The sequence below is a fragment of the Pseudonocardia kujensis genome (genome assembly GCF_021283305.1).
GTDB lineage: Bacteria > Actinomycetota > Actinomycetes > Mycobacteriales > Pseudonocardiaceae > Pseudonocardia > Pseudonocardia kujensis.
The window spans coordinates 17,947-42,675 of the sequence record NZ_JAJSOK010000028.1 but is presented as its reverse complement, the minus strand read 5'-3'; the positions used below and the strand labels follow the sequence as shown (position 1 = coordinate 42,675).

The following is a 24,729-nucleotide window of genomic DNA, read 5'->3' as shown; positions in this document are numbered from 1 at the left end:
GGCGTCAGCGCTGTCCGGCGGCCTCGGCCACGGTCCGGAAGAACAGGGCGATGCCCACGGCGCCGGGGTCGGGTTCGCCCTTCACCCGCTCGCCGACGTAGCTGGCCCGGCCCCTCCGTGCCCGCAGGTCGGCGGTGCGGTCCGCGCCCTCCTGCGCGGCGCGGGCGGCCGCGGCGAAGCCCTGCGGCACGGCCTCGACGGCGGGGGCCAGGGCGTCGACAAGGGTGCGGTCGCCGACCTGCGCCTCGCCGACGCGCTGGATCGCGGCCAGCCCGGCCTTCGCGCCCTCGCCGAACGCGGCCACCGCATCGGTGCCGGTGCCGTCCAGCGCGTGGGCGATCTCGGTGAACAGCAGTCCGAGCAGCGGGCCGCTGGTGCCGCCGACCTCGTCGAGGAACACCTCGCCGAGCGCGCCGAAGGCCGAGACGCCGCCGTCGCCCTTCTCGAACCGCAGCACCGCGTCGCGCAGCCCGCCGCGGAGGTTGTCGCCGAAGTCGCCGTCGCCGCTGCGCTGGTCGAGCTCGGTGAGCTCGGCGTGCGCGTCCTCCGCGGCCTGCGCGAAGCGGCGCAGCACGGCTTCCTGGTCGAACGCCATCAGGCGACCTCCTCGACGGTACGCGGGAAGGCCGGGGTGACCGCGGGGGCGGCCCACCAGGCCTTCCACTCCGGCTGCAGCCAGGTCAGGGTGAGCGAGAAGCCCGCCATGTCCAGCGCCGGGACGAACGTGCCGACCAGCTCGCCGGCCAGGGTGAGCCCGCGGCGCTCCAGCCCGGCCGCGACCAGGTCGTGGAGCCCGTACAGCTCGAGCAGGGTGGTGCCGCCCATCCCGTTGACGACGGCGAGGACCTCCTCCGGGCCCTCGGGCAGGCCGGCCACGAGCTCGTCGAGCATCCGGTCGACCAGCTCCTCGGTGCCGGGCCGGTCGATCGTCTTCTGCGCGCGCTCGCCGTGGATGCCCACGCCGTACTCCAGCTCGCCGGCCTCCAGGTCGAACGCCGGGCGTCCGGTGTGCATCGAGGTCTGCGCCCGCGAGGCCACGGCCAGGCTGCGCGAGGCCGCGGCGAACTCCGCGCCCAGGGCGGCGAGCTCGTCGAGCCCGAGCCCGGTGTCGGCGGCCGCGCCCAGCAGCTTCTCGACGACGACGGTGGCACCGGTCCCGCGCCGCCCGGTGGCGGTCTCGTCCGACTCGGTGGCGAGGTCGTCGTCGACGAGGACGCGGCGGACCTCGATCCCCTCCAGGCGCAGCCGCTCGGCCGCGATCCCGAAGTTGATCCGGTCGCCGGTGTAGTTCTTCACGACGTGGATCACGCCCGCCGGTCCGGCGGCCTTCCGCGAGGCCTCGAGGACCTGCTTGTTGTGCGGCGAGGCGAAGACCTTGCCGGGGGCGACGGCGTCGAGCATCCCGCGGCCGAGGAACCCGGCGTGCAGCGGCTCGTGGCCGGAACCCCCACCGGAGACCAGCCCGACGCGGCGGGCCGGGGCCCGGTGCCGCGCCACCAGGTGCGCGGGCTTCTCGTGCAGCTCCACGAGGTCGGCGTGGGCCCGCGCGAACCCGCGCAGCGCGGGTGGGACCGGGTCCCCGTCGGCGGGGTGGAAGGGTAGGGACATCAGGCGTTCTCCCGGGGACGCTCGTCGGTGCTGCTCTCGCTACCACGGTCGTCGGTGCTGCGCTCGACGCCGGTGCTCTCGACCTCCGGGGTACCCCCGGTGCGCGCCTCACCCCAGCTGAGCCGGCTCGCGGCGATCGACGAGATCAGCGCGATACCGATCGCGTAGACGACCAGCCAGCCCCAGTGCCCGCCGCCCAGGGCGAGCAGCGCGGTCCCGGCCAGCGGGGCGAGCCCGCCGCCCAGGGTCGCGCCGACCTGCTGGGTGACCGAGAGCCCGGTGTAGCGGACGGAGACGGGGTAGAGGTTGGCGAACAGCGCGGCCTGCGCGCCGTACATCGCGCCGTGCCCGACGGCGAGACCGAGCGTCATGCCCAGCACCGTCAGCCAGAAGTTCCCGGTCGAGACCATGAGGAAGAACGGGACGGCCAGCAGGATCTGGAACACGGCGCCACCGATGTAGACCTTGCGCCGCCCGATCCGGTCGGACAGGGCGCCGAACAGCGGCAGCGTGAGGCACTCCACCGCACACGCGATCAGCACCGCGAGCAGCACGGGCTCGCGGGGCAGTCCCAGCTCGGTGGTGACGTAGGCGATCGCGACGACGTAGTAGACGTTGAACAGCCCGGACTCGGCGATCTTCGCCAGGATCGACAGCACGACCCGGGCGGTGTTCGTGCGGAACAGCTCCTTCACGGGGAGCGCGTGCGCCTCCTTCTGGGCGCGCGCCTTCACGAACTCCGGACTCTCGCTGACGTGCGTGCGGATGTACACGCCCAGCGCGATCAGCACGATGCTGGCGAGGAACGGGATCCGCCAGGCCCAGGACTCGTAGGCGCCCTCGGGGAGCGTGGAGTCGAGGATCGTGACGATGCCGACCGGCAGCAGGACACCCGCCGGGGTGCCGATGTGCACGAGCGAGGTGAAGAAGCCCTGGCGCCGCTTCGGGCTGTACTCCAGCGCCATCAGCACGCCGCCGCCGTACTCGCCGCCCATGCCGAGTCCCTGCAGCAGGCGGATCAGGACGAGCAGGATCGGCGCCCAGATGCCGATCGTCTCGTACGAGGGCAGCAGGCCGACGGCGAACGTGCCGCCGCCCATCAGCACCATCGTGATGATCAGGATGGTCTTGCGGCCGAGCCGGTCGCCGTAGTGGCCGAAGATCACACCGCCGAGCGGGCGGGCGAGGTAGCCGACGAAGAACGTGGCGAACGCGGCCAGGGTGCCGACCAGCGCGTCGCCGGCGGGGAAGAAGATCTTGTTGAAGACGAGCGCGGCCGTGGTCGCGTAGAGGGTGAAGTCGTAGTACTCGACCGTCGTGCCCAGGGCGCTCGCCCACACGACCCTCTTGACCGGCGTCCCGCCGTCCTTCTGTGGAGCAGTCATCGGGCACTCCCTCGTACCTGCTGGTGTTCCTGCAATGTGGCCGCTAATGTATCAGACACCAGATGTGAGACAAGGCCTCGTGAGGCCGAGAAGGAGAACCATGAAGGACCTGGCCCTGCACGGGATGATCTCCACCGTCGTCACCCCGTTCGACGAGAACGACCAGGTCGACCTCGAGCTCCTGCGTGGCGAGGTGAAGTACCTGCTCGACCAGGGCGTCACCGCGATCTGCGCCTGCGGCAGCACCGGCGAGGGGCAGACCCTGTCGCTGGAGGAGAGCAAGGCGATCTGCGAGGTCGTCGTCGACGAGGTGGCCGGCCGCGTCCCGGTCATCGGCGGCGTCATCCAGAACTCGACCGCGCAGGCGATCCGCTACTCCCTGGCGCTCAAGGAGGCCGGGGTCGACGCCCTGCAGGTCACCCCGGTGCACTACGTCTTCTCGCCGTCCGAGGAGGAGACGATCGAGCACTACCGGCTCGTCGGCGAGGCCACCGACCTGCCGATCGTGCTCTACAACGTCGTGCCGTGGGCCCTGGTCCCCGTCGACACCATCGAGAAGATGTCGGTGGTGCCGCAGGTCGTGGCCGTCAAGCAGTCCGGCGGCGACATGCACCGGCTCGCCGACCTGCTGCACCGCGTCCGGGACCGCTACACGATCCTCGCGGCCCTCGACGACCTGCACTACCCGGCGTTCGTGATGGGCGCGCACGGTGCCCTGGCGGCGATCCCGACCGTCACGCCGAAGCTGTCGGTCGAGCTGTGGGACGCGGTCCAGGCCGGCGACCACGCGACCGCGCTGAAGCTGCACGAGCGCATCCTGACGGTGTGGCGCGCCATCGACGGGCCCAACCTCCCGGCCACGCTCAAGGCGGCGCTGCAGCTGCAGGGTCGCGAGGGCGGGCTGCCGCGCAAGCCGTTCGCCCCGGCCTCGGCGGAGGAGCGGGAGCGGATCGCCACCGCCCTCCGAGCCGCTAATCTGATCGACTAGACATCACGCACAGTGGGGGAGCCGTGACCGCACCAACGCCCGGGAAGGCCTCGCTGGTCGTCGAGTCGATCGCCGAGCAGCTCTACCGGATCCTGTGCGAGCGCATCGTCACCGGCGTGTTCGAGCCCGGCTCCCGGCTGGATCCGCAGGCCGTCGCGGACGAGTTCGGCGTCTCGCGCACCCCGGTGCGCGACGCGCTGGCCCGCCTCGAGCACGACCAGCTGATCGAGACCCGTCCGCGGTCGGGCACGTTCGTGGCCCGGCCCGGGGTGCGGGACGTGCGCGAGGTCTGCCAGCTGCGCAAGGGCATCGAGTGGGTCGCGACCGGGCTCGCGACCTCGCTGATGCCCGTGGGGCTCATCGCCGACCTGCGGGCCGAGGCGGTGGCGGCCGAGGCCGCGATCGAGAAGGGCGACTTCGAGCCCTTCTTCGCCAGCGACTTCCGCATCCACCGGGAGATCGTCGCGGCCACCGGCAACGAGCGGCTGGTCCGGGCCCGCGGGTCCGTCGAGCCGTTCGTCGCCTGGCTGCGGATCCTCGGCGCCACGGGCCCGCACCGCGCGAAGGGCTCGACCCGGCGGCACCTGCAGATCCTCGACGCGATGGCGGCGCGCGACGTCGCCGCCGCCCAGGACGCCGCGGCCGTCCACCTCGACGAGGTCGAGGAGTGGACGGTCGCCGACATGGATTCGAACGCCATCACGACCTAGCGCCACCCTTTTCGCATTATGGTTCCATAATGCGCGAAAACTGCCCCGGAATTCGCATCATGGTTCCATGATGCGCTCGGTTCCGGGGGAGGGGGGCGCGCGGAGAAGGACCTCACGTGATCTTGGAGAACGCCCTCGCGGGCGCGGCCGCCGCCGCGCGCGCGTTCGGGCGCACCACCCCTGCCGACCGCGCCGCGATGCTGCGCGCCGCGGCCGACGCGCTCGACGCCGCCGCGGGCGAGCTCGTCCCGTCGGCGATGACCGAGAGCCGCCTGCCGGAGGCACGGCTGACCGGCGAGCTGGCGCGCACCACCTTCCAGGCCCGGCTGTTCGCCGATCGGCTGGAACAGGGCCTGCTGCACGACGTCCGGGTCGACCATGCCGACCCGGACTGGCCGATGGGCCCGCGCCCGGACATCCGGCGCACCCAGGTCCCGATCGGGCCGGTGCTGGTCTTCGCGGCCAGCAACTTCCCGTTCGCCTTCTCGGTGTTCGGCGGGGACACGGTCTCCGCGCTGGCCGCCGGCTGCCCCGTCGTCGTCAAGGCGCACCCGGGGCACCCCGGGCTGTCCCGCCGGACCGCCGCGGTCGTCGCCCCGCACCTCCCCGACGGCGTGTTCGCGCTGATCGAGGGGGTGGACGCCGGCGCGGCGGCGGTGCAGGACCCGCGGATCAAGGCCGTCGGGTTCACCGGGTCAACGCGCGGCGGGCGCGCGCTGTTCGACCTCGCCGCATCGCGGCCGGAGCCGATCCCGTTCTACGGCGAGCTGGGCTCGACCAACCCCGTCGTCGTGACGCCGGCGGGCTGGGCCGCGCGGGCCGAGGAGATCGCGACCGGGTTCGCCGGGTCGGTCACGCTGGGCTCCGGGCAGTTCTGCACCAAGCCGGGGATCGTGCTCGTGCCCGACGCCGAGGCCTTCCTCGCCGCGGTGCCCGAGCTGAGTGCCGGTCCGATGCTCAACGAGCGCATCGAGGGCGGTTTCTGCACGGCGGCGCGGGAGATGGCCGCCGCCGTGACCGTGGCGCGCGGCGAGGTCGGCGGGGGCCCGGTGCTGTTCCGCAGCACGGCCGTCGAGGTGCTCAAGCGACCGGAGCTGCTGGAACTGGAGGTGTTCGGCCCGGCGGCACTGATCCTCGAGTACGCCGACGTGCCGGAGGCGCTGCAGGTGCTCGACGCGGTCGGTGGCCAGCTCACCGGGACGGTCCAGGGGGCCGACACCGACCCCGACGCGCCGGAGCTGGTCGCGCGGCTCGCCGAGCACGCCGGACGCGTGCTGTGGAACCAGTGGCCCACCGGCGTGACGGTGAGCGACGCGCAGCAGCACGGCGGCCCCTACCCGGCCACCACCGCGCCGACGACCACCTCGGTCGGCACCGCCGCGGCCGCCCGCTTCCTGCGGCCGGTGGCGTTCCAGAACATTCCGGAGGCCGCGCTGCCCGCAGAGCTGCGCGAGGGCGCACCCGGCCCTCGCCGCGTCGACGGGATCACCCGGGCCTGACCCCGCCGCATCCTGGAACCATAACGCTGAGAATCCGCTCCGATTTCGCATTATGGTTCCATAATGCGAACAAGAGGGCGGAAATCGAGCGTTATGGTTCCATGATGCGTGCAGGGGTCGGTCATCAGGTGAGGGCCGCGACCGCGGCCTCCGCGACCTGCGTGTCCTGCTCGACCGAGCCCGCGCTCACCCCGACGGCGCCGACGATCTCGCCGTCGCGCTCCACGGGGATCCCGCCGCCGAAGATGACCAGCCCGCCCGCGAGCTGCTCGAGCCCGTAGAGCTCCGCGCCGGGCTGGACCAGTGCGGTCAGCGCGCCGGTGGGGGCGGCCATGAGGATCGAGGTGACGGCCTTGCGCTGGGAGATGTCGATGCTCGCCCGGATCGCGCCGTCCTGGCGGGCGAACGCCAGCAGGTGCCCGCCGGCGTCGACGACGGCGATGTTCATCGGCTGGCCGATCTCGTCGGCCTTCTTCAGGCCGGCCGTCAGCGCCTTCTGCGCCTCGGCCAGGGTCAACCCGCTCATCCTCGAGTCCCTCCGGAAGTCCGTGCGGGCCCCGCCCGGTACGGCGGTGCCCCCTCCACCCAACCGGACGGGAGCGGCCGCCGACAGCTCCGCCTTGGGTCAGGTTCCTCCTCGCCACGCGGTGAGGTCCCACCCCCGCTGAGGGTGAGACTTCGCGGGCCGTTGTCGCCCAACCTCTTCCGTCACACGCGTAGCACTGTGGACCGTAACGCCCGGGCCGCGCAGGGCGGCCGGGACAGGGAGGTCCGCATGACAGCGGGATCGATCATCGTGTGGGAGGGCCTGGGCACGGCGGTGCTCATCCTCCTGGGTGTCGGCGTGGTGGCCAACGTGGTGCTGCGCCCGACGCTCGGCACCGGCGGCGGCTGGCTGATGATCACGTTCGGCTGGGGTTTCGCCGTGTTCGCCGGAGCGAGCATCGCCGCGCCCTCCGGGGCGCACCTGAACCCCGCGGTGACCATCGGCCTCGCGGTCGCCGGCTCGACGCCGTGGTCGGAGGTGCCCTTCTACCTGATCGGGCAGCTGGTGGGCGCGTTCGTCGGCGCCTGCGTCGGCTGGCTCGCCTACAAGGCGAACTTCGACAAGAACGTGGAGGAGGACCCCGAGGGCAACCGCGACACCCGGGGCATCTTCTGCACCGGCCCCGTCGTCGCCCGGTCCGGCTGGAACGTGATCACCGAAGCGGTCGCGACCTTCGTGCTCGTGTTCTGGGTCCTCAGCAACCCGGCGGCCCAGGCGCCCGACGGCGCGGGGGTGCCCCAGTTCGGCAACGGGGCGCTGGGCTACGCGGCGGTCGCCTTCGTCGTCATCGGCATCGGCTGCTCGCTCGGCGGGCCCACCGGCTATGCGATCAACCCGGCCCGCGACCTGGGCCCCCGGCTGGCCTACGCCCTCCTTCCGATCAGGGGCAAGGGCAGTGCCGAGTGGGGGTACGCGTGGGTGCCGATCGTCGGTCCGATCATCGGTGCGGTCCTCGCGGGCCTGCTCAGCGCGGGTGTGGCGTGACCTCACCGGCTGGAGAGGCGCCGTTCGGGTTGCCCACGGCCGTAGGGGTTTCCGCTACCTGCGCAGCTGCGCAACGGTGGGTGGGCGGCACGGGTGCCGCGGTCGGTCGACCGCGCCCCGTGGCCCCCGTCCCGGCGAACGACGAGAGGTGATGCGCGTGTCCGCTCCAGCTTCCGGGTCCGGCCCCGACCTCGGGGCCGCCGACTACCCGCTCTCGGTCAACCGTCAGGACCTGCTGCGCACCCCGACGGGCAAGCCGATCACGGCGCTGACGATGAACGCCGTCGTCGCCGGGGAGATCACCGCGGAGGACCTGCGGATCGCCCCCGAGACGCTCCAGCTGCAGGCCACCCTGGCCGAGTCGGTGCACCGCCGGCAGCTCGCCGCCAACTTCCGGCGGGCGGCCGAGCTCACCGCGGTGCCCGACGCCGAGGTCCTGGCGATGTACAACGCGCTCCGCCCGCGGGCCTCCAGCAAGGAGCAGCTGCTGGGGATCGCCGAGAACCTGGAGAACAAGTACCAGGCCACCGTGTGCGGTGCCCTGGTCCGCGAGGCGGCCGAGGTCTACGAGCGCCGCGACCTGCTGGCCCGCGACGAGGAGGACTGATGACGACCACGGAGAACCGCCGGTCGAGGCGCACCGAGATCCTCGAGGACCGGCCCGTCAACCTCGACGGGTTCGTGGAGGAGTGGCCCGAGAAGGGCCTCGTCGCCATGGAGTCGGACTTCGACCCGCAGCCGAGCGTGCGGGTCGAGGGCGGGAGGATCGTCGAGCTCGACGGCCGGGCCCGCGCCGACTTCGACTTCATGGACACCTTCATCGCCGACCACGCGATCGACGTGGAGACGGCGGAGGAGGTCAACGCGATCCCGTCCGTCGAGATCGCCCGGGCGCTGGTCGACCCGCGGGCCTCGCGGGACGAGCTGACCCGGATCGGGCGCGGGCTCACCCCCGCGAAGATCCTCGACGTCGTCAAGCTGATGAACGTCGTCGAGATCATGATGGCGATGCAGAAGATGCGGGCCCGCCGCACGCCCGCCAACCAGGCGCACTCCACCAGCGCCAAGGACAACCCGATCCAGGTCGCCGCCGACGCCGCGGAGGGCGCGCTGCGCGGGTTCGCCGAGCTGGAGACCACCCTCGGCGTCGTGCGCTACGCCCCGCTCGTGGCCATCGCCCTGCAGGTCGGCGGCCAGGTCGGACGGGGCGGCGTGCTCACCCAGTGCGCGCTGGAGGAGGCCACCGAGCTCGAGCTCGGCATGCGCGGCATCACCGCCTACGCCGAGACGATCTCGGTCTACGGCACCGAGTCCGTGTTCGTCGACGGCGACGACACCCCGTGGTCCAAGGCCTTCCTGGCCAGCGCGTACGCCTCGCGCGGGATCAAGATGCGGTTCACCTCGGGCACCGGCTCGGAGGTGCAGATGGGCAACGCCGAGGGGCGGTCCATGCTGTACCTGGAGATCCGCTGCATCCTCATGGCCAAGGGCGCGGGCGTGCAGGGCCTGCAGAACGGCTCCATCTCCTGCATCGGCGTCCCCGGTGCGGTCCCCGGCGGGATCCGCGCGGTGGCCGCCGAGAACCTGGTGGCCAGCTGGATGGACCTGGAGTGCGCCTCCGGCAACGACCAGTCCTTCTCGCACTCGGCCATGCGCCGCACCGCGCGCCTGCTGCCGCAGATGCTGCCGGGCACGGACTTCGTGTGCTCGGGCTACTCGGCGGTCCCCAACGCGGACAACATGTTCGCGGGCTCGAACCTCGACACCGAGGACTTCGACGACTGGAACACCATCCAGCGCGACCTGCAGGTCGACGGCGGTCTGCGGCACGTCCGGGAGCCGGAGATCCTGCAGGTCCGGGAGAAGGCGGCCCGGGCGCTGCAGGCCGTGTTCGCCGAGCTCGACCTGCCGCGGATCACCGACGAGGAGGTCGAGGCGGCCGTCTACGCCAACGGCAGCGGCGACTATCCCGAGCGGGACGTGCTCGAGGACCTCAAGGGCGCGCAGTCGGTCATGGACCGCGGGGTCACCGGCCTCGATCTGGTCAAGGCGCTCGAGCGCAGCGGCTTCCACGACGTGGCCGAGAACCTGCTGACGGTGCTGCGCCAGCGCGTCTCCGGCGACCTGCTGCAGACCTCGGCGATCCTCACCGACGACTTCGTGCCCCTCTCGGCCATCAACGACGCCAACGACTACGGCGGCCCGGGCTCCGGCTACCGCCTCCAGGGCGAGCGGTGGGAGCAGCTCAAGAAGCTGCGCCACGTGACGAGCGCCGAGGACCCCGAGACGGAGGTGTCGTGATGTCCGCCCCGACCGCCGCATCGACCTCGGAGCGCACGCTCACGCTGAAGGAGGTCGGCCCGGCCAAGCGGGCCTCCCGGCCCGACGAGGTGGTCGTCGCCGTCTCGCCGGCCTTCTCCGACCCGTTCACCAAGACCATCGTGGACGTGCCGCACGCCGAGGTGATCCGGCAGATCCTGGCCGGCATCGAGGAGCAGGGCGTGCACGCGCGGGTGATCAAGGTGTGGGACACCGCGGACCTCGCGGCCGTCGCGCACACCGGGGCACGGCTGTCCGGTTCCGGGATCTCGATCGGGCTGCTCTCCCGGGGCACGGCGATGATCCACCAGCGGGACCTCCCGCGGCTGAGCAACCTGGAGCTGTTCCCGCAGTCGCCGCTGCTCGACGCCGAGGTGTTCCGCCGGATCGGGTCCAACGCCGCCCAGTACGCCAAGGGCGAGTCGCCGGCCCCGGTACCCACCCGCAACGACCAGATGGCCCGGCCGCGCTGGCAGGCCAAGGCCGCGCTGCTGCACCTCAAGGAGTTCGAGTGCATCGTCGCGGGTCGCAAGCCGGTGGAGGTCGAGCCGGTGATCTCCCGCGCATGACGAGGCGGCTCGTCGTCGGCGTCGACATCGGCAACTCGACGACCGAGGCGTGCGTGGCGGCCGTGTCCGGGACCTCCGTGGAGTACCTGGGCACGGCGCTCACCCACACCACCGGGGTCAAGGGCACGCCGGACAACACCGACGGCGCGGTGGCGGCGGTCCGGCGGGCGCTCGACCGGGCCGGCCACACGGAGTCCGAGGTCGAGACCGTCCTGCTCAACGAGGCCACGCCCGTCATCTCCGGGCTGGCCATGGAGACGATCTCCGAGACGATCATCACCGAGTCGACGATGATCGGGCACAACCCCGCCACACCCGGCGGCGAGGGGCTCGGGGTCGGCACGACGGTGGCGATCGACGCGCTGTCCGGGGCGTCCGGCCCGACGATCGCGGTCGTCGGGCCGGGCTGGGACTTCGACGACGTCGCCACGGAGCTCAACGCGGCCACGGACCGCGGCCTGGAGGTCGTGGCCGCGGTCCTGGCGCACGACGACGCCGTGCTCGTGGTCAACCGGCTGCGTGCGCCGATCCCGGTCGTTGACGAGGTCGGTGCGGTGGAGAAGGTGCCGCTCGGCATGCGGGCGGCGGTGGAGGTGGCGCCCCCCGGGCGCACGATCCGCACGCTCTCGGACTCCTACGGCCTGGCCTCGGTGTTCGAGCTCGACCCGGACCAGACCAAGCACGTGTCGCCGGTGGCGCGGGCGCTGACCGGGAACCGGTCCGCCGTCGTCGTCCGGACCCCCAGCGGTGACGTGACCGACCGGCGGATCCCGGTCGGCACGCTCACCCTCCGCGGGGCGGGCAAGACCTTGCAGGTCGACGTCGACGCGGGCGCCGAGGCGATCATGGAGGTGCTCGGTCGGGTCCAGCCGCTCGACGACGCGACCGGCGAGGCGGGCACGCACGTCGGCGGGATGCTCGCGCAGGTCCGGGACACGATGACGGACGTGACCGGGCAGCCGGCGGCGGAGATCCGGATCCGGGACGTGCTCGCCGTCGACACCTTCGTGCCCAAGGAGGTGCGCGGCGGCCTGGCCGGCGAGGTGGCGCCGGAGAACGCCGTCGCGCTCGCCGCGATGGTGCGCACCAGCCGCAGCCGGATGCAGGTGGTGGCCGACGAGGTCGCCGCCGCGCTGGGCTGCCGGGCCGAGATCGGCGGCGTCGAGGGCGAGATGGCGGTGCGCGGGGCGCTGACGACGCCCGGCACGGCCATCCCGATCGCCGTGCTCGACCTCGGCGGCGGCTCCACCGACGCGGCGCTGCTCGACCGCGACGGCGTCAGCTCGGCCGTGCACGTGGCCGGGGCGGGGGAGCTGGTCACCAAACTGATCGGCTCCGAACTCGCGCTCGACGACCGGGAGCAGGCGGAGGCCGTCAAGCGGTACCCGCTGGCGAAGGTGGAGAGCTTCTTCCACGTCCGGCACGAGGACGGGACGGTGCAGTTCTTCCCCGAGCCGCTGCCGTCGCACGTGTTCGCGCGGGTGGTCACGATGACGCCCGAGGGCCCCGCGCCCGTCGCGACCCGGCACTCGGTCGACCACGTGCGGCGGGTGCGCCGGGAGGCCAAGCGGAAGGTGTTCGCGGTCAACGCCGTGCGGGCGCTCCAGCAGGTCGCGCCGGGCGGCAGCCTGCGGATGCTGGACTTCGTGGTGCTGCTCGGCGGCTCGGCGCTGGACTTCGAGATCCCCGACCTCATCGCCGACGCCCTCGCCGGGTACGGCGTGGTCTGCGGAATCGGCAACGTCCACGGCAGCGAGGGGCCGCGCAACGCCGTCGCGTCGGGGCTGGTCGACGCACACGTGGCGGGCGCGTGACCGAGAAGCCCGCGATCGTCCTGCGGCACACCGGGTACGTGGACCCGGCGGTGCTGCGGGAGGTCTGCGCGGGGGCGGAGGAGGAGGGCGTGCCGACGCGGGTGGAGCAGGTCCGGGACACCGACCTGCTCGCCCTCGCCCACGCCGCGGCGCTCGAGTCCTCGCTGGAGACGGGGATCGGGATCGACGGGTCCGGCGCGGTGGCGGTGCACCACGCGTCCCTGCCGGCGGACGAACCGGTGCAGCGGGTCGAGGCGGGCTCCCCGCGCCCCGACCTGCGCATCGCCGGCCGCACCGCCGCGCGGATCGTCAAGGTGCTGCCCCTGTCGTAGTGGTGGGCCGGAACGGCGCGCTCGCCCACCCGGTGGGCGGGAGCGCCGTTCGGTGTCGGACCGGGCCGGCGCTGCGGCTGTCCACCATAGGTGGACGCCGTCTAGGATGGTCAACGTGAGCCGGCCGAGTCCCGCGACCTGGGAGCCCATCGTCGACGCGATCGGTCCCAAGGTGCGCGCCGCCCGCACCCGGCTCGGGCTGTCCCTGCAACAGCTCGCCGCCCGGGCGGACGTGTCGGCCGCCGCGGTGCACAAGGTGGAGCGCGGCGACATGGTCCCGACGATCACCACGCTGCTCAAGTTGGCCGGCGCACTGGGCCAGCCCGTGTCGGCGTTCGTCGACGACAGCGGGCTCGAGCCGCCGGCAGCCGTGCACGTGCGGGCCGCGGAGCGGCTGCCCGCGCCGCGCGACTGGGCGCCCGGGGCGCTCGGCGTCGCGGTGGAGGGCCTCGCCGCGCCCACGGACGTGCTGCGCGCGGCGGCGGTGGAGGTCGTGGTCGAACCGGGTGGCGAGAGCGGCGACACCAGGCCGCGCCGGCCGGGCGAGGAAATGGTGCTGGTCCGGGAGGGCACGCTGTCGGTCGAGGTCGCGGGGGAGACGTACGAGGTGGAGGCCGGGGACGTGCTGCACTACCCGACGGACCGGGGGCACGGCTGGCGCAACGCCGGCGACGTCCCGGTGCGCGCGGTCTGGCTGGTCCTGCGATGAGCGCGGCGGTCACGGAGACGCTCGGCGAGATCGCCGCGGCCTGCCTCGCCAACCCGGGGCTCGCCGCCAAGGCCGAGATCGCGCTGGTCGGCGAGGTGCTGGGCGACACGGACTGGCAGGGCGGCCCGGGCGACGACGGCGCGGTGGTCACCGCGCACGGCGGCCCGGTCGTCGCGTGCGGGGAGGCCCTGTTCCCGCCGTTCGTGGCCGCCGACCCGCACGGCGCCGGCTTCGCGGCGGTGCTGACGAACGTCAACGACGTCGCGGCGATGGGCGGCGTGCCGCTCGGGATCGTCGACACGGTGGTGGCGTCGGAGGAGCTGGCGCGCAAGGCGCTGGCGGGGATGCGCGAGGCCGCGGAGCTCTACGACGTCCCGATCGTCGGCGGGCACCTCACCCTCCACGAGGGCGACCCGGCGATCTCGGCGTTCGCCGTCGGGGCCACCGCGGCGCCGCTGTCGGTGACGCGTGCGGCCGCCGGCCAGTCCCTGGTGGTGGCGGCGGCGCTCGACGGGCGGATGCGCGAGGACTTCCCGTTCTTCCCTGCCTTCGAGTCCCGCGGGCGCCGCAGCGCCGGCGACGTCCGGCTGCTCGGCACGCTCGCCGAGCGGGGTGTGGTGGTGGCGGCCAAGGACATCAGCATGGCCGGGCTCGTCGGGTCCCTGGCGATGCTGCTGGAGCCGGGGCGGCTGGGGGTGAGCGTCGACGTCGCGGCCGTCCCGGCGCCCGCCGGGGTGCCGCTGGTGCGCTGGTTCAACTGCTTCCCCAGCTTCGGCTTCCTGCTCTGCGTCCCGGCCGGCCGCGAGGAGGAGTGCCTCGCCGCCTTCGCCGAGCGCGACCTCGCCGCGGCGGTGGTCGGGACGCTCGACGACTCCGCCGTCCTCTCCTTGGTCCGGGGCGCGGAGCGGGTGGAGGTCCTGGACCTGACCACCACCGCGATCACCGGCCTCCCCCGCTGACCACACCTCCCGACTCGCGCTGCCGAACCTCCCGACTCGCGGGTGCGGACAGCGCGACTCGCGGGAGTGAGAGCTCTCCGTCCGCGAGTCGGGAGTTCTGGCAGCGCGAGTCGGGAGTTCTGGCAGCGCGAGTCGGGGTCTTGGCTTGGGGGAGTCGGGGTGTGGGCTTCGGGAAGTGGTCAGGGGGCGACGCGGAGATGGCGCGGCGGGCCGGCGGGCACGAGGGTGGGGCAGATCCCCTCGCCCGGCCCCGCCGTCGTGCCCGTGTCCATCCCCACCGCCCGACCCAGCGCGACCGGCGCCGCCGCGCGGGTGCCGCGCAGCGCGGCGTCGGCGGCCAGCGCGAAGATCCGCAGCGCGCGCTCCGGATCCCGCCAACGGTGCTTCTCCGCGAACTCCACCCAGCGCGCCGGCGGGATCGTGGTCTCCTCCGGGTACTCCAGCTCCGCCCAGGTCACCGCGGTCTCGAACAGCTCGACGATCGCGTCCGGGTCGGTCTCGACGTCGAGCAGCCGGTCGTGGTGCGCGCCCCACGAGCGGCCGGCGCGGCACTCGGCGGGACAGGCGAGCCGGGCCGGGACGGACCTCTGCTCACGGGCTGGCTGCTCGGGCACGGCGGGCCTCCGATCCGGCGGGCGCTGGGGCTCCCCAGTTCTAGATCGGCACCGGCACCGGGCGGTTTCCGGACTGTTTCATCCGGATGAAGGAGGCCGGCGGACCCGCTCCGCCTCGGGGCTCAGCCGAAGAACACCTCCGCCTCGGCGTACAGCGCGGGGTCGACCGTCTTGAGCTGCTTGGTCGCCTCGAGCAGCGGGACCATCCGGATCTCGGTGCCGCGCAGGGCGGTCATCATGCCCCACTCGCCGGAGGCGACGGCGTCGATCGCGTGGAGGCCGAAGCGGGTGGCGAGCCAGCGGTCGCGGGCCGTGGGCGTGCCGCCGCGCTGGACGTGCCCGAGCACGGTGGTCCGGGCCTCCTTGCCGGTGCGCCTCTCGATCTCCTGCGCCAGCCAGTCCCCGACGCCACCGAGCCGGGCGTGCCCGAACGCGTCCGTCTGCACGCTCTGCAGCACCTCGGCGCCGCCGACCGGCATCGCGCCCTCGGCGATGACGATGATCGACGCGTAGCGGTCCCGGAAGCGGCTCTCCACCCACGCCTCGACGCGGTCGACGTCGAAGGGCTGCTCGGGGATGAGGATCCCGTTGGCGCCGCCCGCCATGCCCGCGTGCAGCGCGATCCAGCCCGCGTGCCGGCCCATGACCTCGACGATCAGCACGCGGTGGTGCGACTCCGCCGTGGTGTGCAGTCGGTCGATCGCCTCCATGGCGATGGAGACGGCGGTGTCGAAGCCGAACGTGTAGTCCGTGCCGCCGAGGTCGTTGTCGATGGTCTTCGGGACGCCGACGACCCGCACCCCGTCGTCGTGCAGCCTGGCCGCGACCCCGAGCGTGTCCTCGCCACCGATCGCGATTAGGGCGTCGACGCCCTGCGCCTCGAGCGTGCCGCGGATCCGGGCCACGCCGTCCTCGGTCGCGAACGGATTGGTCCGCGAGGAGCCGAGGATGGTGCCGCCGCGGGGGAGCAGGCCGCGGACGTCGGGTATCCCGAGCGGGCGCGCCCAGTCGTCACCGCCCTCCAGGACCCCGCGCCAACCGTCGCGGAACCCGACGAACTCGTGCCCGTACGTCGTCGCCCCCTTGCGGACGATCGCCCGCAGCACGGCGTTCAGCCCGGGACAGTCGCCCCCGCCGGTCAGCACCCCGACTCGCATGGCGGGCCTCCGTTCTCCATCGATGCAGAAACGCACCGATGTTACCGTCGTCACAGGTCGGGGTCCGGGCGGGCCCGAGCACGGGAGAGCGCAGCGGTTCACGCCGGGGGGCCGCGGGTACCGAGGGGCATGAGCACGACGAACGCCGTCTCCTCCGACCCCGTCTCCCGGTCCGTCGACACCGCGCACTCGCGCCCGGAGGGCGCCTCCGACGAGCTGGTCGCGGCCGCCGGCAAGTTCTCCGAGATGCTCGAGCGGATCGAGCGCGCCCGCGGCGCGCTGTACGAGTTCCACCAGCTCATGGGCGGCGCCGACGCGATGCTCGACGACGTCGTGGAGAAGCTGCGCGAGTGCGGGCAGCAGGAGTGGGCCGAGCGCATCGAGACGGAGCTCATCGGGCGCAACGCGATCGAGGGCCGCTGGAGCTTCCAGATCGTCGAGGACTTCGACGACAACTACTACTCCCCGCTCAAGGACACCGAACGCGCGTTGCGCGACGACCTGATGGAGGGGCGCCGGCACGTCTTCGAGGCCGAGATGAAGCAGAGCCGCCGCACCCACGGCCATCCCCACCACACCGCCACCCCCGACTCCACGGACTGACGCACGCGGTCCCGTCGTCCGTAGTGGGGCCTTCACCACGCTCGCCGGCTATGTGACCTGCGGGTTCCGTGCCGTCCACGGCCGGCGAAGGAGCCGAACGAGGCCAACCGGTTCGGCCGGGTCGTCGAGGTCGACCCGCACGACCCGCAGGCCCGGCCGGTCGAGCACACCGCCCCGGGCCGGTTCAAGCGCGAGGGCGTCGCCGTGCGGCTGTCGAAGGGACAAGGACGCCGTCGTCCACCTCGGCGACGACGAGCGCTTCGCCCACGTCGACGAGTTCGTGTCGTCGGGGACGTTGCGGAACGCGCAGAGCCGGCGCGCTCGCGAGCACAACCTCTCGCTGCTCTCCGACGGCACCCTCTCCGTCGCGCGGTTCACCGGCGGCGGCCCCCAGGTCGACGGCCCGGGCACCCGGCCGCGGCCCGCGGTGGTGGACATCTGGCGGTTCTGCCCGGGCTCGAGCCGCGGTGTGGTTCCATGACGCGCTCCGGGCCGGGCCTGAGCCGCGTCATGGAACCACAACGCGCTCCGTTCTCGGGTCAGGTGCAGAGACCCGGGTCGGGGTCGCCGGAGCCGGCGGAGCCCTCGAACGACACGTGCACGTGGTCGAAGTGGTTCTCGGTCAGGCTGCCCCGGTTCTCCATGGGCTCCCAGCCGTCGCCGTAGTTGATCCGCTGCTCCCAGATCACGTACGCGATGCCGAGGGCCTCGCGGTTGGCGAGGGCGCAGGCGGCGATCCGGTCGCCGTGGGCGCCGGTCGTCATGAGGTCGAGCGCCTTGCCGGTGGGGTGGTCGGAGACGCGGCCGCGCCCGGCGACGCCGATGAGGTCCGGCTGGTCGTAGAGGCAGGACAGGAACCGGGCGGCGTCGCGGACCCACGGCTTGACCGCGCCCAGCTCGGAGAGGTCGACCCCGCAGTTCGTGCGGGCCTCGCGGGCCAGCCGCTCCTCCTCGGCCCGGCGGGCGGCGTCGTTGAGCCCCGCGGACTTCAGCAGGTTCTCGGCCGCGGCCAGGCCCGGCGGGTCGGCCTCGCGGCGGACCGGCAGGACGCTCGCCGCCAACGCCGCGCCGTCGGCGGCGAACAGCTCCTCGTCGACGACGTCCGACGACGCCAGGTCCACCCGGGCGGACTCCACCGCGGACGGGGGGTCGGTGCCCAGCAGCGACACCGCCGGCGCCACTGCGGCCAGGGCGCCTCCCGTCACCGCGGCGGCGGTGGCGCCGCGGCGCAGCGCCTGACGACGGCTGCGGGGCGGCGGGGCGCCGGCGCCCGCGAGCAGCCGGCGTACGTCGACCGTCCCGCGACCGGGCGCGCCCGCGGCGGGGGAGCGGTGCCGCGACACGTCCTGCCTTCTCGGTGCGAGGCCCGGGCGGACCGCCGGTGCTCCGGACACCGGGCGGAGGGTCTCCGGGTCCGTCGGGGGAGCCGGGCCGTCGCGTCGTGCCCAGAATGTAGCGGAGAGGTCACGAAACGTCGGGTATCGGTGACTCACCGTGAGTCGTGCGTGCCCGCGGACGCGGCGAGCGGTCGGCTCACCCGTCCAGCGCGACGATGTCCGCGAGCACCGACGACGCCGTCGGCCGCCGGTCCGGCCCGGGGCTGTCGTGCACCACGAGCAGCCTCGCAGGCCCGGTCCCGGGTAGCAGCGCGATGCCCTCGGCGTGATCCTCGCCCTGGCCGTGCGGGAGCTCGCCGAGCAGCGGGAGGCGGTCGCGGCGGACCGGCCCGCTGCGGTCCGACGCCGCCGCGTCGCGCCACCGGTACAGCCGCACCGGCCCGGACAGCGCCATGCTCGGCCCGGCGAGGACGAGCAGGTCGTCGCCGTGCGGGCAGAGGTCGCGCACCCCGAGCCCACCCAGGTCGAGCACGTGGGTGCGGTACCGCTCCCCGCCGGGGAAGGCGCCGAGGACCAACCGCCCGTCGTCGGCCGGGTCCGGTTGCGGGAGCAGCTCGAGGACCACCGCCCACCCGCGCAGCACCGGACCGCGCAGCCCGACGTAGACGGACTCGCCGTGCACGGCCAGCCCCTCGACGTCGAACCCGTTGTCCTTGCCGGGAATCGCCAGGAACGGGCCGAGCCGCGGGTCGTCGGCGAGCAGGTCCGTCAGCCCGGTGCTGCCGGGCGCGCCGACGAGGGCCGAGCAGACGCCCGCGGCGGTGCGCAGCCGCAGCTCGGGCGGCCCCTCGGTGTAGGCCTCGACGGCGAGCCGCGCGAGGACGTACCGGTTCTCCTCCCGACGGACCTTCGACAGCCGCTTGAGGGTCTTGGCCGCGTCGTCGTGCGGGCGGACCCGGCGGCGCTTGAGGCTGTGCGAGCCGATGGCCCACAGGAAGCCGCCGGACCGCGCGAGGCCCTCGATGTCCGCCTCCTGGTCCGGCGGCCCGGGCAGGCGGACGAGCTCGGCGAGCGGGAACGTGACGGGCTTGTCGGCGACGGCGAGCCCGTGGTCGAGCTCGAGCCGCTCGATCGTCGCGGTCTCGTCGCCGGCGAGCCACAGGGTGGACCCCTCGACCTGGACGGCCGAGAGGTTCACGTGGTTGCCCGTGCGCACGGTGTCGCCCGCGAACCGGAGCTCGACCTGCCGTTCGAGCCGGAGGAGACCTGCGTCCATCCCCCAGTTCTACCGGGGCGGCCGGGTCCGGGTCAGCAGGTCACGGGCCGCCCGGAGGGCGCCGACTTCGCGAACGACACGTGCACGTGGTCCTCGTGGTTGGCGGTGGGGCTGCCGCGGTCCTCCATGGCCTGCCACCCGCTGCCGTCGTTGATCCGCTGCTGCCAGATCACGTAGGAGACCCCGAGGGCCTGCATGTTCTGCAGCGCGCAGTCCGCGATCGCGTCGCCGCTCGCCCGGCCCACCATGAAGTCCGCCGCGAGGCCGGACGGGTGGTCCGAGGCGTTGCCGCGGCTGCCGACGCCGAGCGTCCGTGGTTCGCCGAACCGGCAGCCCAGGAACTCGACGGCGTCGGTCACCCAGGGCTTCACGGCGCCGAGGCTCGCGGTGCTCATCCCGCAGGAGGTGCTGCCGGAGCCGGTCTGCAGGGTCCGGCCGCCGAGCGCCTGCTTCGCGCGTTCCTCGGCCTGCGAGGCCCGCGCGGCCTCGGCCGCCTGCTCCTGCTGGCGCTCGGCCTCGGCGGTGGCGTGCTCGCCCGCGCTCCGGGCGGCGTCGGCCAACGCCGTCATCTCGACCGCGGGCGCCCCGCGCTGCGCCGGGATCACGGGCACGGGGACGGTGTCGGCGGCGAGCCGTGCCTCGGGGGACGTGCTCGTGGGGAGCGCGGCGCCGACGGAGCCCGAGAGCGGGGCGGCGGCCCCGAGGACGGCGACGACGCCGCCCGCGGCGAGCGCGAGCGCGGACCCGTGGCGGACGGGACCGGGGAGCGACCGGACCACGTCCCCCACCCGCGCGTGTCGACGCCGCGGGGAGCCCGGCGCCGGCTGCTGGTGGGGGATCGCGGTGCGGCCTCGTGGGGAGCGATGCCGGGCCACAACGACCTCTCGTGTTCAGCTGTCGGACGGCGACCGGGCCGCGGGCGGTCCGAAGGGGGTCCGGCCCTGCTGGGGAGGCGGGCGTTCGGGGCGCCCAGGGCCGTTCGTGATCGTTCCGTGATCCGGTCGCAACCGACGCTAGGGGCTTCCGGCCCGGGTCGTGCGGGGAGGTTGTGCCTGCTGAGCCGATCGGATCGAGCGGAGCGACGAACGGCCGTTCGGGTGGTGGCGGTCTCGTCGGGCGGTCGGCACGGTGGGCGCGTTCACAGGCGAGGTGCCGTTCGGCGCGCGGTTCGCGACGGTTGCGGGCGTTCTTCCGCCGGATGCCCGCTCGGACGAGGAGGGTGGTGCGTCCGTTCGGCGGAGCATCCTGAGTGGAGCCGAGGGAACGGGTAGCGGGGTCCGAGGAGCGTCCCGCCGCGGCGGGACGCTCCCGGGACGCGCGCTCAGGCGCTGCGGTGCCGACCGCGGAGCGTCCCGGGCAGCCCGCCGCGCTGGATGTACTCGGCCTCCTCGGCGACCTCGCGGGTGGCGCACGGCCACGCCGCGGCGATGCCCGACGCCTCGCGGCACTCCCGGCAGTACCCGTGCGGATCGGGGGTGTGCTGCGAGAGCGTGCGCTGCAACAGGTCGGGCATACCGGACAAGATCGACGCAAGCGCCACTGACTGTCACCTCCTGGAACTGTGGCCGCGAAAGTAGTGCTCCGACTACGCGAGGTGACAGCCAGGGTCGTTGCGAACCGGTTAACGGAGGCCTGCTATCGGCGTACGGCCGAGGCGTCCGACGGGCGATCCGTCAGCGGGCGAAACGGTCGCTCGGGACCCTTGCGAACGCGCGCCCCCCTTCCTCCGGACGCCCGACGGGACCACCCACCCGGGTCTCCGCACACCCGCCCGGGACGTCCTCCGCACCCCGTGGTGCCCGCCGTACACCCGGTCGACGGGCGGCGCCGTGCTCGAGTGGGTGTGCAGTGGATCGCCCTACCGGTACCGCTGCGCCTCGGCCTCGACCCGGGCGCGGTACGCCGCCCACCAGGCCGCGTCGCCGTCGGCGAGGTTGGAGTTGTCCGTCCGGAGGCCGGCGGCGCCGTCGATCGTCTCGCGGACGATGTCGGCGTGACCGGCGTGCCGGTGCACCTCGCCGACCACGTGGACCAGGATCCGGCTCAGCGTCACGGGCCCGGACCACCACGGGACGTAGCCGGGGGAGTCGAGGTCGAGGGCCTCGATGGTGGCGTCGGCGTGCGCGTTGGCGTCGTGGAACAGCGCGACGACCTGCGTGCGCGTCTCGCCCGGGAGGGCCCACATGTCGTCGTTGGGCGCGGCGGTGTCCTCGGCCCACGGCAGCGGCCGCGGGAAGGGCCGGTCGAAGACCTCGCCGAAGTACCCGGCGACCACGATCGCGGTGTGCTTCACGAGCCCGAGCAGGTTGGTGCCGGTCGGGGTGAGCGGGCGGCGGGCGTCGTACTCGGGGACGCCGTCGAGCTTCCACAGCAGCGCCTCGCGGCCTTGCCGGAAGTAGTCGTGCAGCTCGGACTTGACGGTCATACCGTCGTCCTACCGGCTCACGCGGGGACCGGCATCTTCTTTCCGCGCCGCAGGTTGGCGACCACCGCCAGCTCCTCGGAGAACCGGCCGCGCAGCAGCACCAGCACGCCCGCGGCCGCGACGACGCCCGCCAGACCGGAGGCGACCAGCGTGAGGACGTCCGACCCCACGGGGCGCACGGCCGACGCGACCGCCCAGCTCGCCAGCGCGACCGCCACGACGGCGGGCACGTGCTTGACGTACATCCGCAGCACCGCGCCCATCAGGCCCTCGGAGACGCGCGCGGAGAACCGCAACATCACCAGGAAGTGCGCCAGGATCGCGATCGACGCCCCCACAGCCACCCCGTCGACGCCCCACAGCCGCGCGCCGATCGAGCACAGCACCACGACCTCGGCCGCGTAGAGCCACTGCCGCCACGCCGCCCGGTACACCGCGCCGGTCGCCCGGGTGAGCGAGGTGCTGATCTTGTACGACGTGCGGGGCAGCAGGACCAGCGCGAACACCTGCACCGGCAGGATCACCGCGTCCCACTGGCCGCCGAGCAGGATGTGCACGACCTCGGGTGCGAGCACGAACAGCAGCACCGCGGCGGGCGCGGTCACCAGGGCGACGAGCGAGGACGTGCGGACGTAGGCGTGCCGCAGCCGGGCACCGTCGTCGCGCACCCGGGCCATGGCGGGGAACAGCGCCTTGTCCGCCGCGCCGCCGATCACGTTGGCGGGCTCGGACAGCAGGTTGTAGGCCCGGGTGTAGACGCCGAGCGGGCCGGTGCCCAGGACGTTGGCGACGACGAGGTTGTCGGCGTTGAGGGCGATCCAGTTGCCGAGCTGGGTGAGGGAGTACCCCGAGCCGAAGTTCAGCATCGGGCGCAGCCGCCCCCAGGCCGCGGACGGCGCCTCGACGGCCACGGAGGGTCGGGTGAGGGCCAGGTACCCCACGCACTTGACCAGTGCGGCCGCGATCTCCGCCCAGGCCAGCGCTGTGGCGCCGAAACCGAGCAGTGCCAGCACCACGGAGACGCCGATGATCCCGGGCCCGGCCGCGAGCAGGTCGACGACGGCCATCGGCCGGAACCGCAGGTCCCGCTGCAGCAGCCCGGTGGGCACCGCGGTGGCGCCCGCGAGCACGAGCGTGATCGAGAGCATCCGGAGCAGCCCGGAGTCCGCGGGCAGGCCGACCAGCCCGTTCAGCGCCGGCGCGAGGCCGAACAACAGCCCGGCGAACACCGCGGACAGCAGGATCGAGAACCAGAAGGCCGCGGCGACGTCCCGGTCGGTGAGCTCCCGCCGGTGCACCAGCGCCGCGGCCACCCCCAGCTGCGTGACGAGCTGGGTGAGCCCGACGACGAGCAGCGCGGCCGCGACCGAGCCGAACTCCTCCGGCGTGAGCAGCCGGGCGAGCACCACGGTCGCCGCGATCTGCAGCACGGCCTGTCCGACCGACCCCGTGAAGGACCAGGCGAACCCGCGCACCGTCCGGGCCGTGAGGCTCGGCTTCGCCGGGCGCCCGGGGTTCGGGATCGGCTCCGTGGGCGGTTCCGGCGGCAGGGCCGTCATCGGCGCATCGCGGGGTGCACGCGGCCGGCGACGGCGAGCCCGGCGTACCAGGCGAGCTGGGTGGCGGTGCGGCGCACGGTCTCGCCGCGGCGCGGCGGCGAGAACAGGCTCTCCGGCGACAGCCCGGACACGGCGGGATGGAACACCGAGTTCCCGACCCCCTTCGTCAGCACCAGGTCCGGCAGGCCGTCGCCCATGCGGCGGAGCTCGCGCGGGACCCCGTGCAGGCTCCAGCACTCCGCGAACGGCGGCACGGGGCCGGGGTAGTCGAGCACGAACTCGAGATCGAGCACCTTGAGGCCCGCGTGAGCGTCCCACAGGAGGTTGTGGGGGGAGAGGTCGAGGACGAACTTGCCGCGTTCGTGCAGGTCCCGGGCGAACCGGGCCAGCTGGCGGACGACGTCGGCCCGCAGCTGGTGCATCTCCTTCACCCCGGACAGCGGGCGCACGAGGTGCCGGCCGACGTCGGTGTAGAAGGGCGTGAGCAGCCAGTTCGGGCCGTGCTCGAGCAGCTCGGGCACCTCGGGCAGGTCGGCGAGCTCCTGGCGGGCCCGCAGCTCCCGCCCGAACGAGTCCAGTGCGCCCGGCCGGAAGATCTTGCACACGGTGCGGCCGTGCACCGGGTGGTCGACGAGCGCGACGCGCGCCCGGTAGCCGGGGGAGTCCGGCGCCAGCATCCGCACGAGCGGGAACGGCACGGAGCAGGCCTCGATCAGCGCGGTGACCCGCGGCAGCAGCCGGGCCTGGACGCCGAGGTCGCCGAGGACCTCCAGGAAGTCCAGCGCCTGCTGGGGCCCGCTCGAGACGTGCAGCGGCTCGTAGTGCTGCTGCGGCGGGAGCCGGTGCAGCAGGCGGTGCGTGGTGCGGGCGCGGACCTCGTCGATGCGGTCGGCCATGCTCCGCACGCCCTGCACGACGCCGACGGGCGGCGCGACGTCGCAGGCGACCACGAAGGTGTGCGGTCCGCCGCCCGGGACCGGCCTGCCGCCCGGTCCCCAGTCGGCGCCGGCCAGCCCGGTGCGGGCGGCCGCCCGCTGCGCGGCGTCGAGCTCGATCACGTCGAGGATCTCGAGGCCGCGGGCGATCCCGGCCACCGCCTCGTCGATCTGGTGGGCCGCGGCCTCGCGGACCACGAACACCACCAGTCCCCGCCACGCGGGGATCTCGGCGGCCGGCCGGGCCACGAGGCCTCTCGGCGGCGTGACCGCGTCGCGTGCGTCGTCGATCGTCATGGTCCCCCCATCGGCCCAACGGTCGGCCGGACGGGGCGAGCATACGGGTGAGGTGAACTCGCGGTGAAGGAGCCCTGACCGAGCGTCGACGTCCATGCGTTCG

General features: G+C 73.8%; 25 protein-coding genes and 2 pseudogenes. 14 read left to right on the top strand and 13 right to left on the bottom strand.

The genetic code is table 11. From position 1 onward, the window contains the following. Positions 1-4 precede the first annotated feature (4 nt). From LWC35_RS20290 to LWC35_RS20280, 3 genes are read right to left on the bottom strand one after another with little or no spacing between them, the layout of a single operon-like run. Positions 5-595, bottom strand: coding sequence for a DAK2 domain-containing protein (locus LWC35_RS20290; RefSeq protein WP_232871743.1), 591 nt, complete (start codon positions 593-595; stop codon positions 5-7). After that, complete coding sequence (locus LWC35_RS20285) at positions 595-1,608, bottom strand: dihydroxyacetone kinase subunit DhaK (protein WP_232871742.1); 1,014 nt, start codon at positions 1,606-1,608, stop codon at positions 595-597. The genes LWC35_RS20290 and LWC35_RS20285 overlap by 1 nt, the downstream gene beginning before the upstream one ends. Beyond that, a complete protein-coding gene (locus LWC35_RS20280; protein WP_232871741.1) occupies positions 1,608-2,993 on the bottom strand; it encodes an MFS transporter in 1,386 nt (461 codons plus the stop codon). Before LWC35_RS20280 ends, LWC35_RS20285 begins: the two co-directional genes overlap by 1 nt. A 100-nt stretch (positions 2,994-3,093) precedes the next feature. On the opposite strand from LWC35_RS20280, the gene LWC35_RS20275 reads away from it, so the two are divergent. The 3 genes from LWC35_RS20275 (at position 3,094) to LWC35_RS20265 (ending at position 6,190) form a co-directional block, all read left to right on the top strand. Continuing rightward, positions 3,094-3,981 (top strand): dihydrodipicolinate synthase family protein, encoded by an 888-nt coding sequence (locus LWC35_RS20275; protein ID WP_232871740.1) that lies wholly within the window; start codon positions 3,094-3,096, stop codon positions 3,979-3,981. Between the two features lie 23 nt (positions 3,982-4,004). Next, complete coding sequence (locus LWC35_RS20270) at positions 4,005-4,691, top strand: GntR family transcriptional regulator (protein ID WP_232871739.1); 687 nt, start codon at positions 4,005-4,007, stop codon at positions 4,689-4,691. Between the two features lie 116 nt (positions 4,692-4,807). Next, positions 4,808-6,190, top strand: a complete 1,383-nt coding sequence (locus LWC35_RS20265) for an aldehyde dehydrogenase (NADP(+)) (RefSeq protein ID WP_232871738.1) — start codon at positions 4,808-4,810, stop codon at positions 6,188-6,190. A gap of 124 nt (positions 6,191-6,314) precedes the next feature. Here LWC35_RS20265 and LWC35_RS20260 read toward each other — a convergent pair whose 3' ends face one another. Then, on the bottom strand, positions 6,315-6,716 hold the full coding sequence (locus LWC35_RS20260; RefSeq protein ID WP_232871737.1) for a GlcG/HbpS family heme-binding protein: 402 nt from the start codon (positions 6,714-6,716) through the stop codon (positions 6,315-6,317). 249 nt (positions 6,717-6,965) lie between these two features. Between LWC35_RS20260 and LWC35_RS20255 the strand changes: the two genes are divergently transcribed. The 8 genes from LWC35_RS20255 (at position 6,966) to LWC35_RS20220 (ending at position 14,423) form a co-directional block, all read left to right on the top strand. After that, positions 6,966-7,721, top strand: a complete 756-nt coding sequence (locus tag LWC35_RS20255) for an MIP/aquaporin family protein (RefSeq protein ID WP_232871736.1) — start codon at positions 6,966-6,968, stop codon at positions 7,719-7,721. A 157-nt stretch (positions 7,722-7,878) separates the two neighbouring features. Further along, the gene (locus LWC35_RS20250; protein ID WP_232871735.1) at positions 7,879-8,328 is read left to right on the top strand and encodes a diol dehydratase small subunit; all 450 of its coding nucleotides are present in this window, start codon (positions 7,879-7,881) and stop codon (positions 8,326-8,328) included. Continuing rightward, on the top strand, positions 8,328-10,022 hold the full coding sequence (locus LWC35_RS20245) for a propanediol/glycerol family dehydratase large subunit (RefSeq protein WP_232871734.1): 1,695 nt from the start codon (positions 8,328-8,330) through the stop codon (positions 10,020-10,022). Before LWC35_RS20250 ends, LWC35_RS20245 begins: the two co-directional genes overlap by 1 nt. Then, on the top strand, positions 10,022-10,609 hold the full coding sequence (locus LWC35_RS20240; RefSeq protein ID WP_232871733.1) for a propanediol/glycerol family dehydratase medium subunit: 588 nt from the start codon (positions 10,022-10,024) through the stop codon (positions 10,607-10,609). Before LWC35_RS20245 ends, LWC35_RS20240 begins: the two co-directional genes overlap by 1 nt. After that, positions 10,606-12,423, top strand: a complete 1,818-nt coding sequence (locus LWC35_RS20235; protein WP_232871732.1) for a diol dehydratase reactivase subunit alpha — start codon at positions 10,606-10,608, stop codon at positions 12,421-12,423. Before LWC35_RS20240 ends, LWC35_RS20235 begins: the two co-directional genes overlap by 4 nt. Next, positions 12,420-12,755, top strand: a complete 336-nt coding sequence (locus LWC35_RS20230; RefSeq protein WP_232871731.1) for a glycerol dehydratase reactivase beta/small subunit family protein — start codon at positions 12,420-12,422, stop codon at positions 12,753-12,755. The genes LWC35_RS20235 and LWC35_RS20230 overlap by 4 nt, the downstream gene beginning before the upstream one ends. Positions 12,756-12,870: 115 nt before the next feature. After that, positions 12,871-13,464, top strand: a complete 594-nt coding sequence (locus LWC35_RS20225; RefSeq protein ID WP_232871730.1) for a helix-turn-helix domain-containing protein — start codon at positions 12,871-12,873, stop codon at positions 13,462-13,464. After that, the gene (locus LWC35_RS20220; protein ID WP_232871729.1) at positions 13,461-14,423 is read left to right on the top strand and encodes an AIR synthase related protein; all 963 of its coding nucleotides are present in this window, start codon (positions 13,461-13,463) and stop codon (positions 14,421-14,423) included. The genes LWC35_RS20225 and LWC35_RS20220 overlap by 4 nt, the downstream gene beginning before the upstream one ends. 179 nt (positions 14,424-14,602) lie before the next feature. On the opposite strand, the gene LWC35_RS20215 is transcribed toward LWC35_RS20220, so the two are convergent. Both LWC35_RS20215 and LWC35_RS20210 read right to left on the bottom strand, forming a co-directional pair. After that, positions 14,603-15,037 carry a hypothetical protein gene (locus LWC35_RS20215; protein WP_232871728.1) on the bottom strand — a complete coding sequence of 145 codons (435 nt, stop codon included), beginning with the start codon at positions 15,035-15,037 and terminating at the stop codon, positions 14,603-14,605. A gap of 122 nt (positions 15,038-15,159) precedes the next feature. After that, a complete protein-coding gene (locus tag LWC35_RS20210; protein WP_232871727.1) occupies positions 15,160-16,194 on the bottom strand; it encodes a 6-phosphofructokinase in 1,035 nt (344 codons plus the stop codon). Positions 16,195-16,323: 129 nt separating this feature from the next. On the opposite strand from LWC35_RS20210, the gene LWC35_RS20205 reads away from it, so the two are divergent. From LWC35_RS20205 to LWC35_RS41010, 3 genes and pseudogenes are all read left to right on the top strand, one after another. Then, the gene (locus LWC35_RS20205) at positions 16,324-16,797 is read left to right on the top strand and encodes a hypothetical protein (RefSeq protein WP_232871726.1); all 474 of its coding nucleotides are present in this window, start codon (positions 16,324-16,326) and stop codon (positions 16,795-16,797) included. Positions 16,798-16,854: 57 nt separating this feature from the next. After that, a pseudogene (locus LWC35_RS41015) lies at positions 16,855-17,004 on the top strand (alkaline phosphatase PhoX); the annotation flags it as partial. Positions 17,005-17,029: 25 nt separating this feature from the next. After that, positions 17,030-17,278, top strand: a pseudogene (locus LWC35_RS41010) (phosphatase); the annotation flags it as partial. Between the two features lie 58 nt (positions 17,279-17,336). Here the strand turns inward: LWC35_RS41010 and LWC35_RS20195 are convergent. The 7 genes from LWC35_RS20195 to LWC35_RS20165 form a co-directional block, all read right to left on the bottom strand. Further along, positions 17,337-18,191 (bottom strand): VldE C-terminal domain-containing protein, encoded by an 855-nt coding sequence (locus tag LWC35_RS20195; RefSeq protein WP_232871724.1) that lies wholly within the window; start codon positions 18,189-18,191, stop codon positions 17,337-17,339. A gap of 139 nt (positions 18,192-18,330) precedes the next feature. Further along, positions 18,331-19,410: a DUF3616 domain-containing protein gene (locus tag LWC35_RS20190; protein ID WP_232871723.1), complete on the bottom strand. Its 1,080-nt coding sequence runs from the start codon at positions 19,408-19,410 to the stop codon at positions 18,331-18,333. 32 nt (positions 19,411-19,442) lie between these two features. After that, the gene (locus tag LWC35_RS40370; RefSeq protein ID WP_232871722.1) at positions 19,443-20,189 is read right to left on the bottom strand and encodes a VldE C-terminal domain-containing protein; all 747 of its coding nucleotides are present in this window, start codon (positions 20,187-20,189) and stop codon (positions 19,443-19,445) included. Between the two features lie 542 nt (positions 20,190-20,731). After that, positions 20,732-20,923, bottom strand: coding sequence for a hypothetical protein (locus LWC35_RS20180; RefSeq protein WP_232871721.1), 192 nt, complete (start codon positions 20,921-20,923; stop codon positions 20,732-20,734). Positions 20,924-21,268: 345 nt separating this feature from the next. Continuing rightward, entirely contained in the window at positions 21,269-21,835 is a 567-nt protein-coding gene (locus tag LWC35_RS20175; RefSeq protein WP_232871720.1) for a DinB family protein, read from the bottom strand. A 17-nt stretch (positions 21,836-21,852) separates the two neighbouring features. After that, positions 21,853-23,394 (bottom strand): lipopolysaccharide biosynthesis protein, encoded by a 1,542-nt coding sequence (locus LWC35_RS20170; RefSeq protein ID WP_232871719.1) that lies wholly within the window; start codon positions 23,392-23,394, stop codon positions 21,853-21,855. After that, on the bottom strand, positions 23,391-24,626 hold the full coding sequence (locus LWC35_RS20165; RefSeq protein WP_232871718.1) for a phosphotransferase: 1,236 nt from the start codon (positions 24,624-24,626) through the stop codon (positions 23,391-23,393). The genes LWC35_RS20170 and LWC35_RS20165 overlap by 4 nt, the downstream gene beginning before the upstream one ends. Between the last annotated feature and the right edge of the window lie 103 nt (positions 24,627-24,729).

What these genes read in the sequence shown, in the direction of transcription:
- LWC35_RS20290 (WP_232871743.1), bottom strand. Translation starts at nt 595, where the DNA reads ATGGCGTTCGACCAGGAAGCCGTGCTGCGCCGCTTCGCGCAGGCCGCG.
- LWC35_RS20285 (WP_232871742.1), bottom strand. Translation starts at nt 1,608, where the DNA reads ATGTCCCTACCCTTCCACCCCGCCGACGGGGACCCGGTCCCACCCGCG.
- LWC35_RS20280 (WP_232871741.1), bottom strand. Translation starts at nt 2,993, where the DNA reads ATGACTGCTCCACAGAAGGACGGCGGGACGCCGGTCAAGAGGGTCGTG.
- LWC35_RS20275 (WP_232871740.1), top strand. Translation starts at nt 3,094, where the DNA reads ATGAAGGACCTGGCCCTGCACGGGATGATCTCCACCGTCGTCACCCCG.
- LWC35_RS20260 (WP_232871737.1), bottom strand. Translation starts at nt 6,716, where the DNA reads ATGAGCGGGTTGACCCTGGCCGAGGCGCAGAAGGCGCTGACGGCCGGC.
- LWC35_RS20255 (WP_232871736.1), top strand. Translation starts at nt 6,966, where the DNA reads ATGACAGCGGGATCGATCATCGTGTGGGAGGGCCTGGGCACGGCGGTG.
- LWC35_RS20245 (WP_232871734.1), top strand. Translation starts at nt 8,328, where the DNA reads ATGACGACCACGGAGAACCGCCGGTCGAGGCGCACCGAGATCCTCGAG.
- LWC35_RS20240 (WP_232871733.1), top strand. Translation starts at nt 10,022, where the DNA reads ATGTCCGCCCCGACCGCCGCATCGACCTCGGAGCGCACGCTCACGCTG.
- LWC35_RS20235 (WP_232871732.1), top strand. Translation starts at nt 10,606, where the DNA reads ATGACGAGGCGGCTCGTCGTCGGCGTCGACATCGGCAACTCGACGACC.
- LWC35_RS20220 (WP_232871729.1), top strand. Translation starts at nt 13,461, where the DNA reads ATGAGCGCGGCGGTCACGGAGACGCTCGGCGAGATCGCCGCGGCCTGC.
- LWC35_RS20210 (WP_232871727.1), bottom strand. Translation starts at nt 16,194, where the DNA reads ATGCGAGTCGGGGTGCTGACCGGCGGGGGCGACTGTCCCGGGCTGAAC.
- LWC35_RS20205 (WP_232871726.1), top strand. Translation starts at nt 16,324, where the DNA reads ATGAGCACGACGAACGCCGTCTCCTCCGACCCCGTCTCCCGGTCCGTC.
- LWC35_RS20190 (WP_232871723.1), bottom strand. Translation starts at nt 19,410, where the DNA reads ATGGACGCAGGTCTCCTCCGGCTCGAACGGCAGGTCGAGCTCCGGTTC.
- LWC35_RS20180 (WP_232871721.1), bottom strand. Translation starts at nt 20,923, where the DNA reads ATGCCCGACCTGTTGCAGCGCACGCTCTCGCAGCACACCCCCGATCCG.
- LWC35_RS20175 (WP_232871720.1), bottom strand. Translation starts at nt 21,835, where the DNA reads ATGACCGTCAAGTCCGAGCTGCACGACTACTTCCGGCAAGGCCGCGAG.
- LWC35_RS20170 (WP_232871719.1), bottom strand. Translation starts at nt 23,394, where the DNA reads ATGACGGCCCTGCCGCCGGAACCGCCCACGGAGCCGATCCCGAACCCC.
- LWC35_RS20165 (WP_232871718.1), bottom strand. Translation starts at nt 24,626, where the DNA reads ATGACGATCGACGACGCACGCGACGCGGTCACGCCGCCGAGAGGCCTC.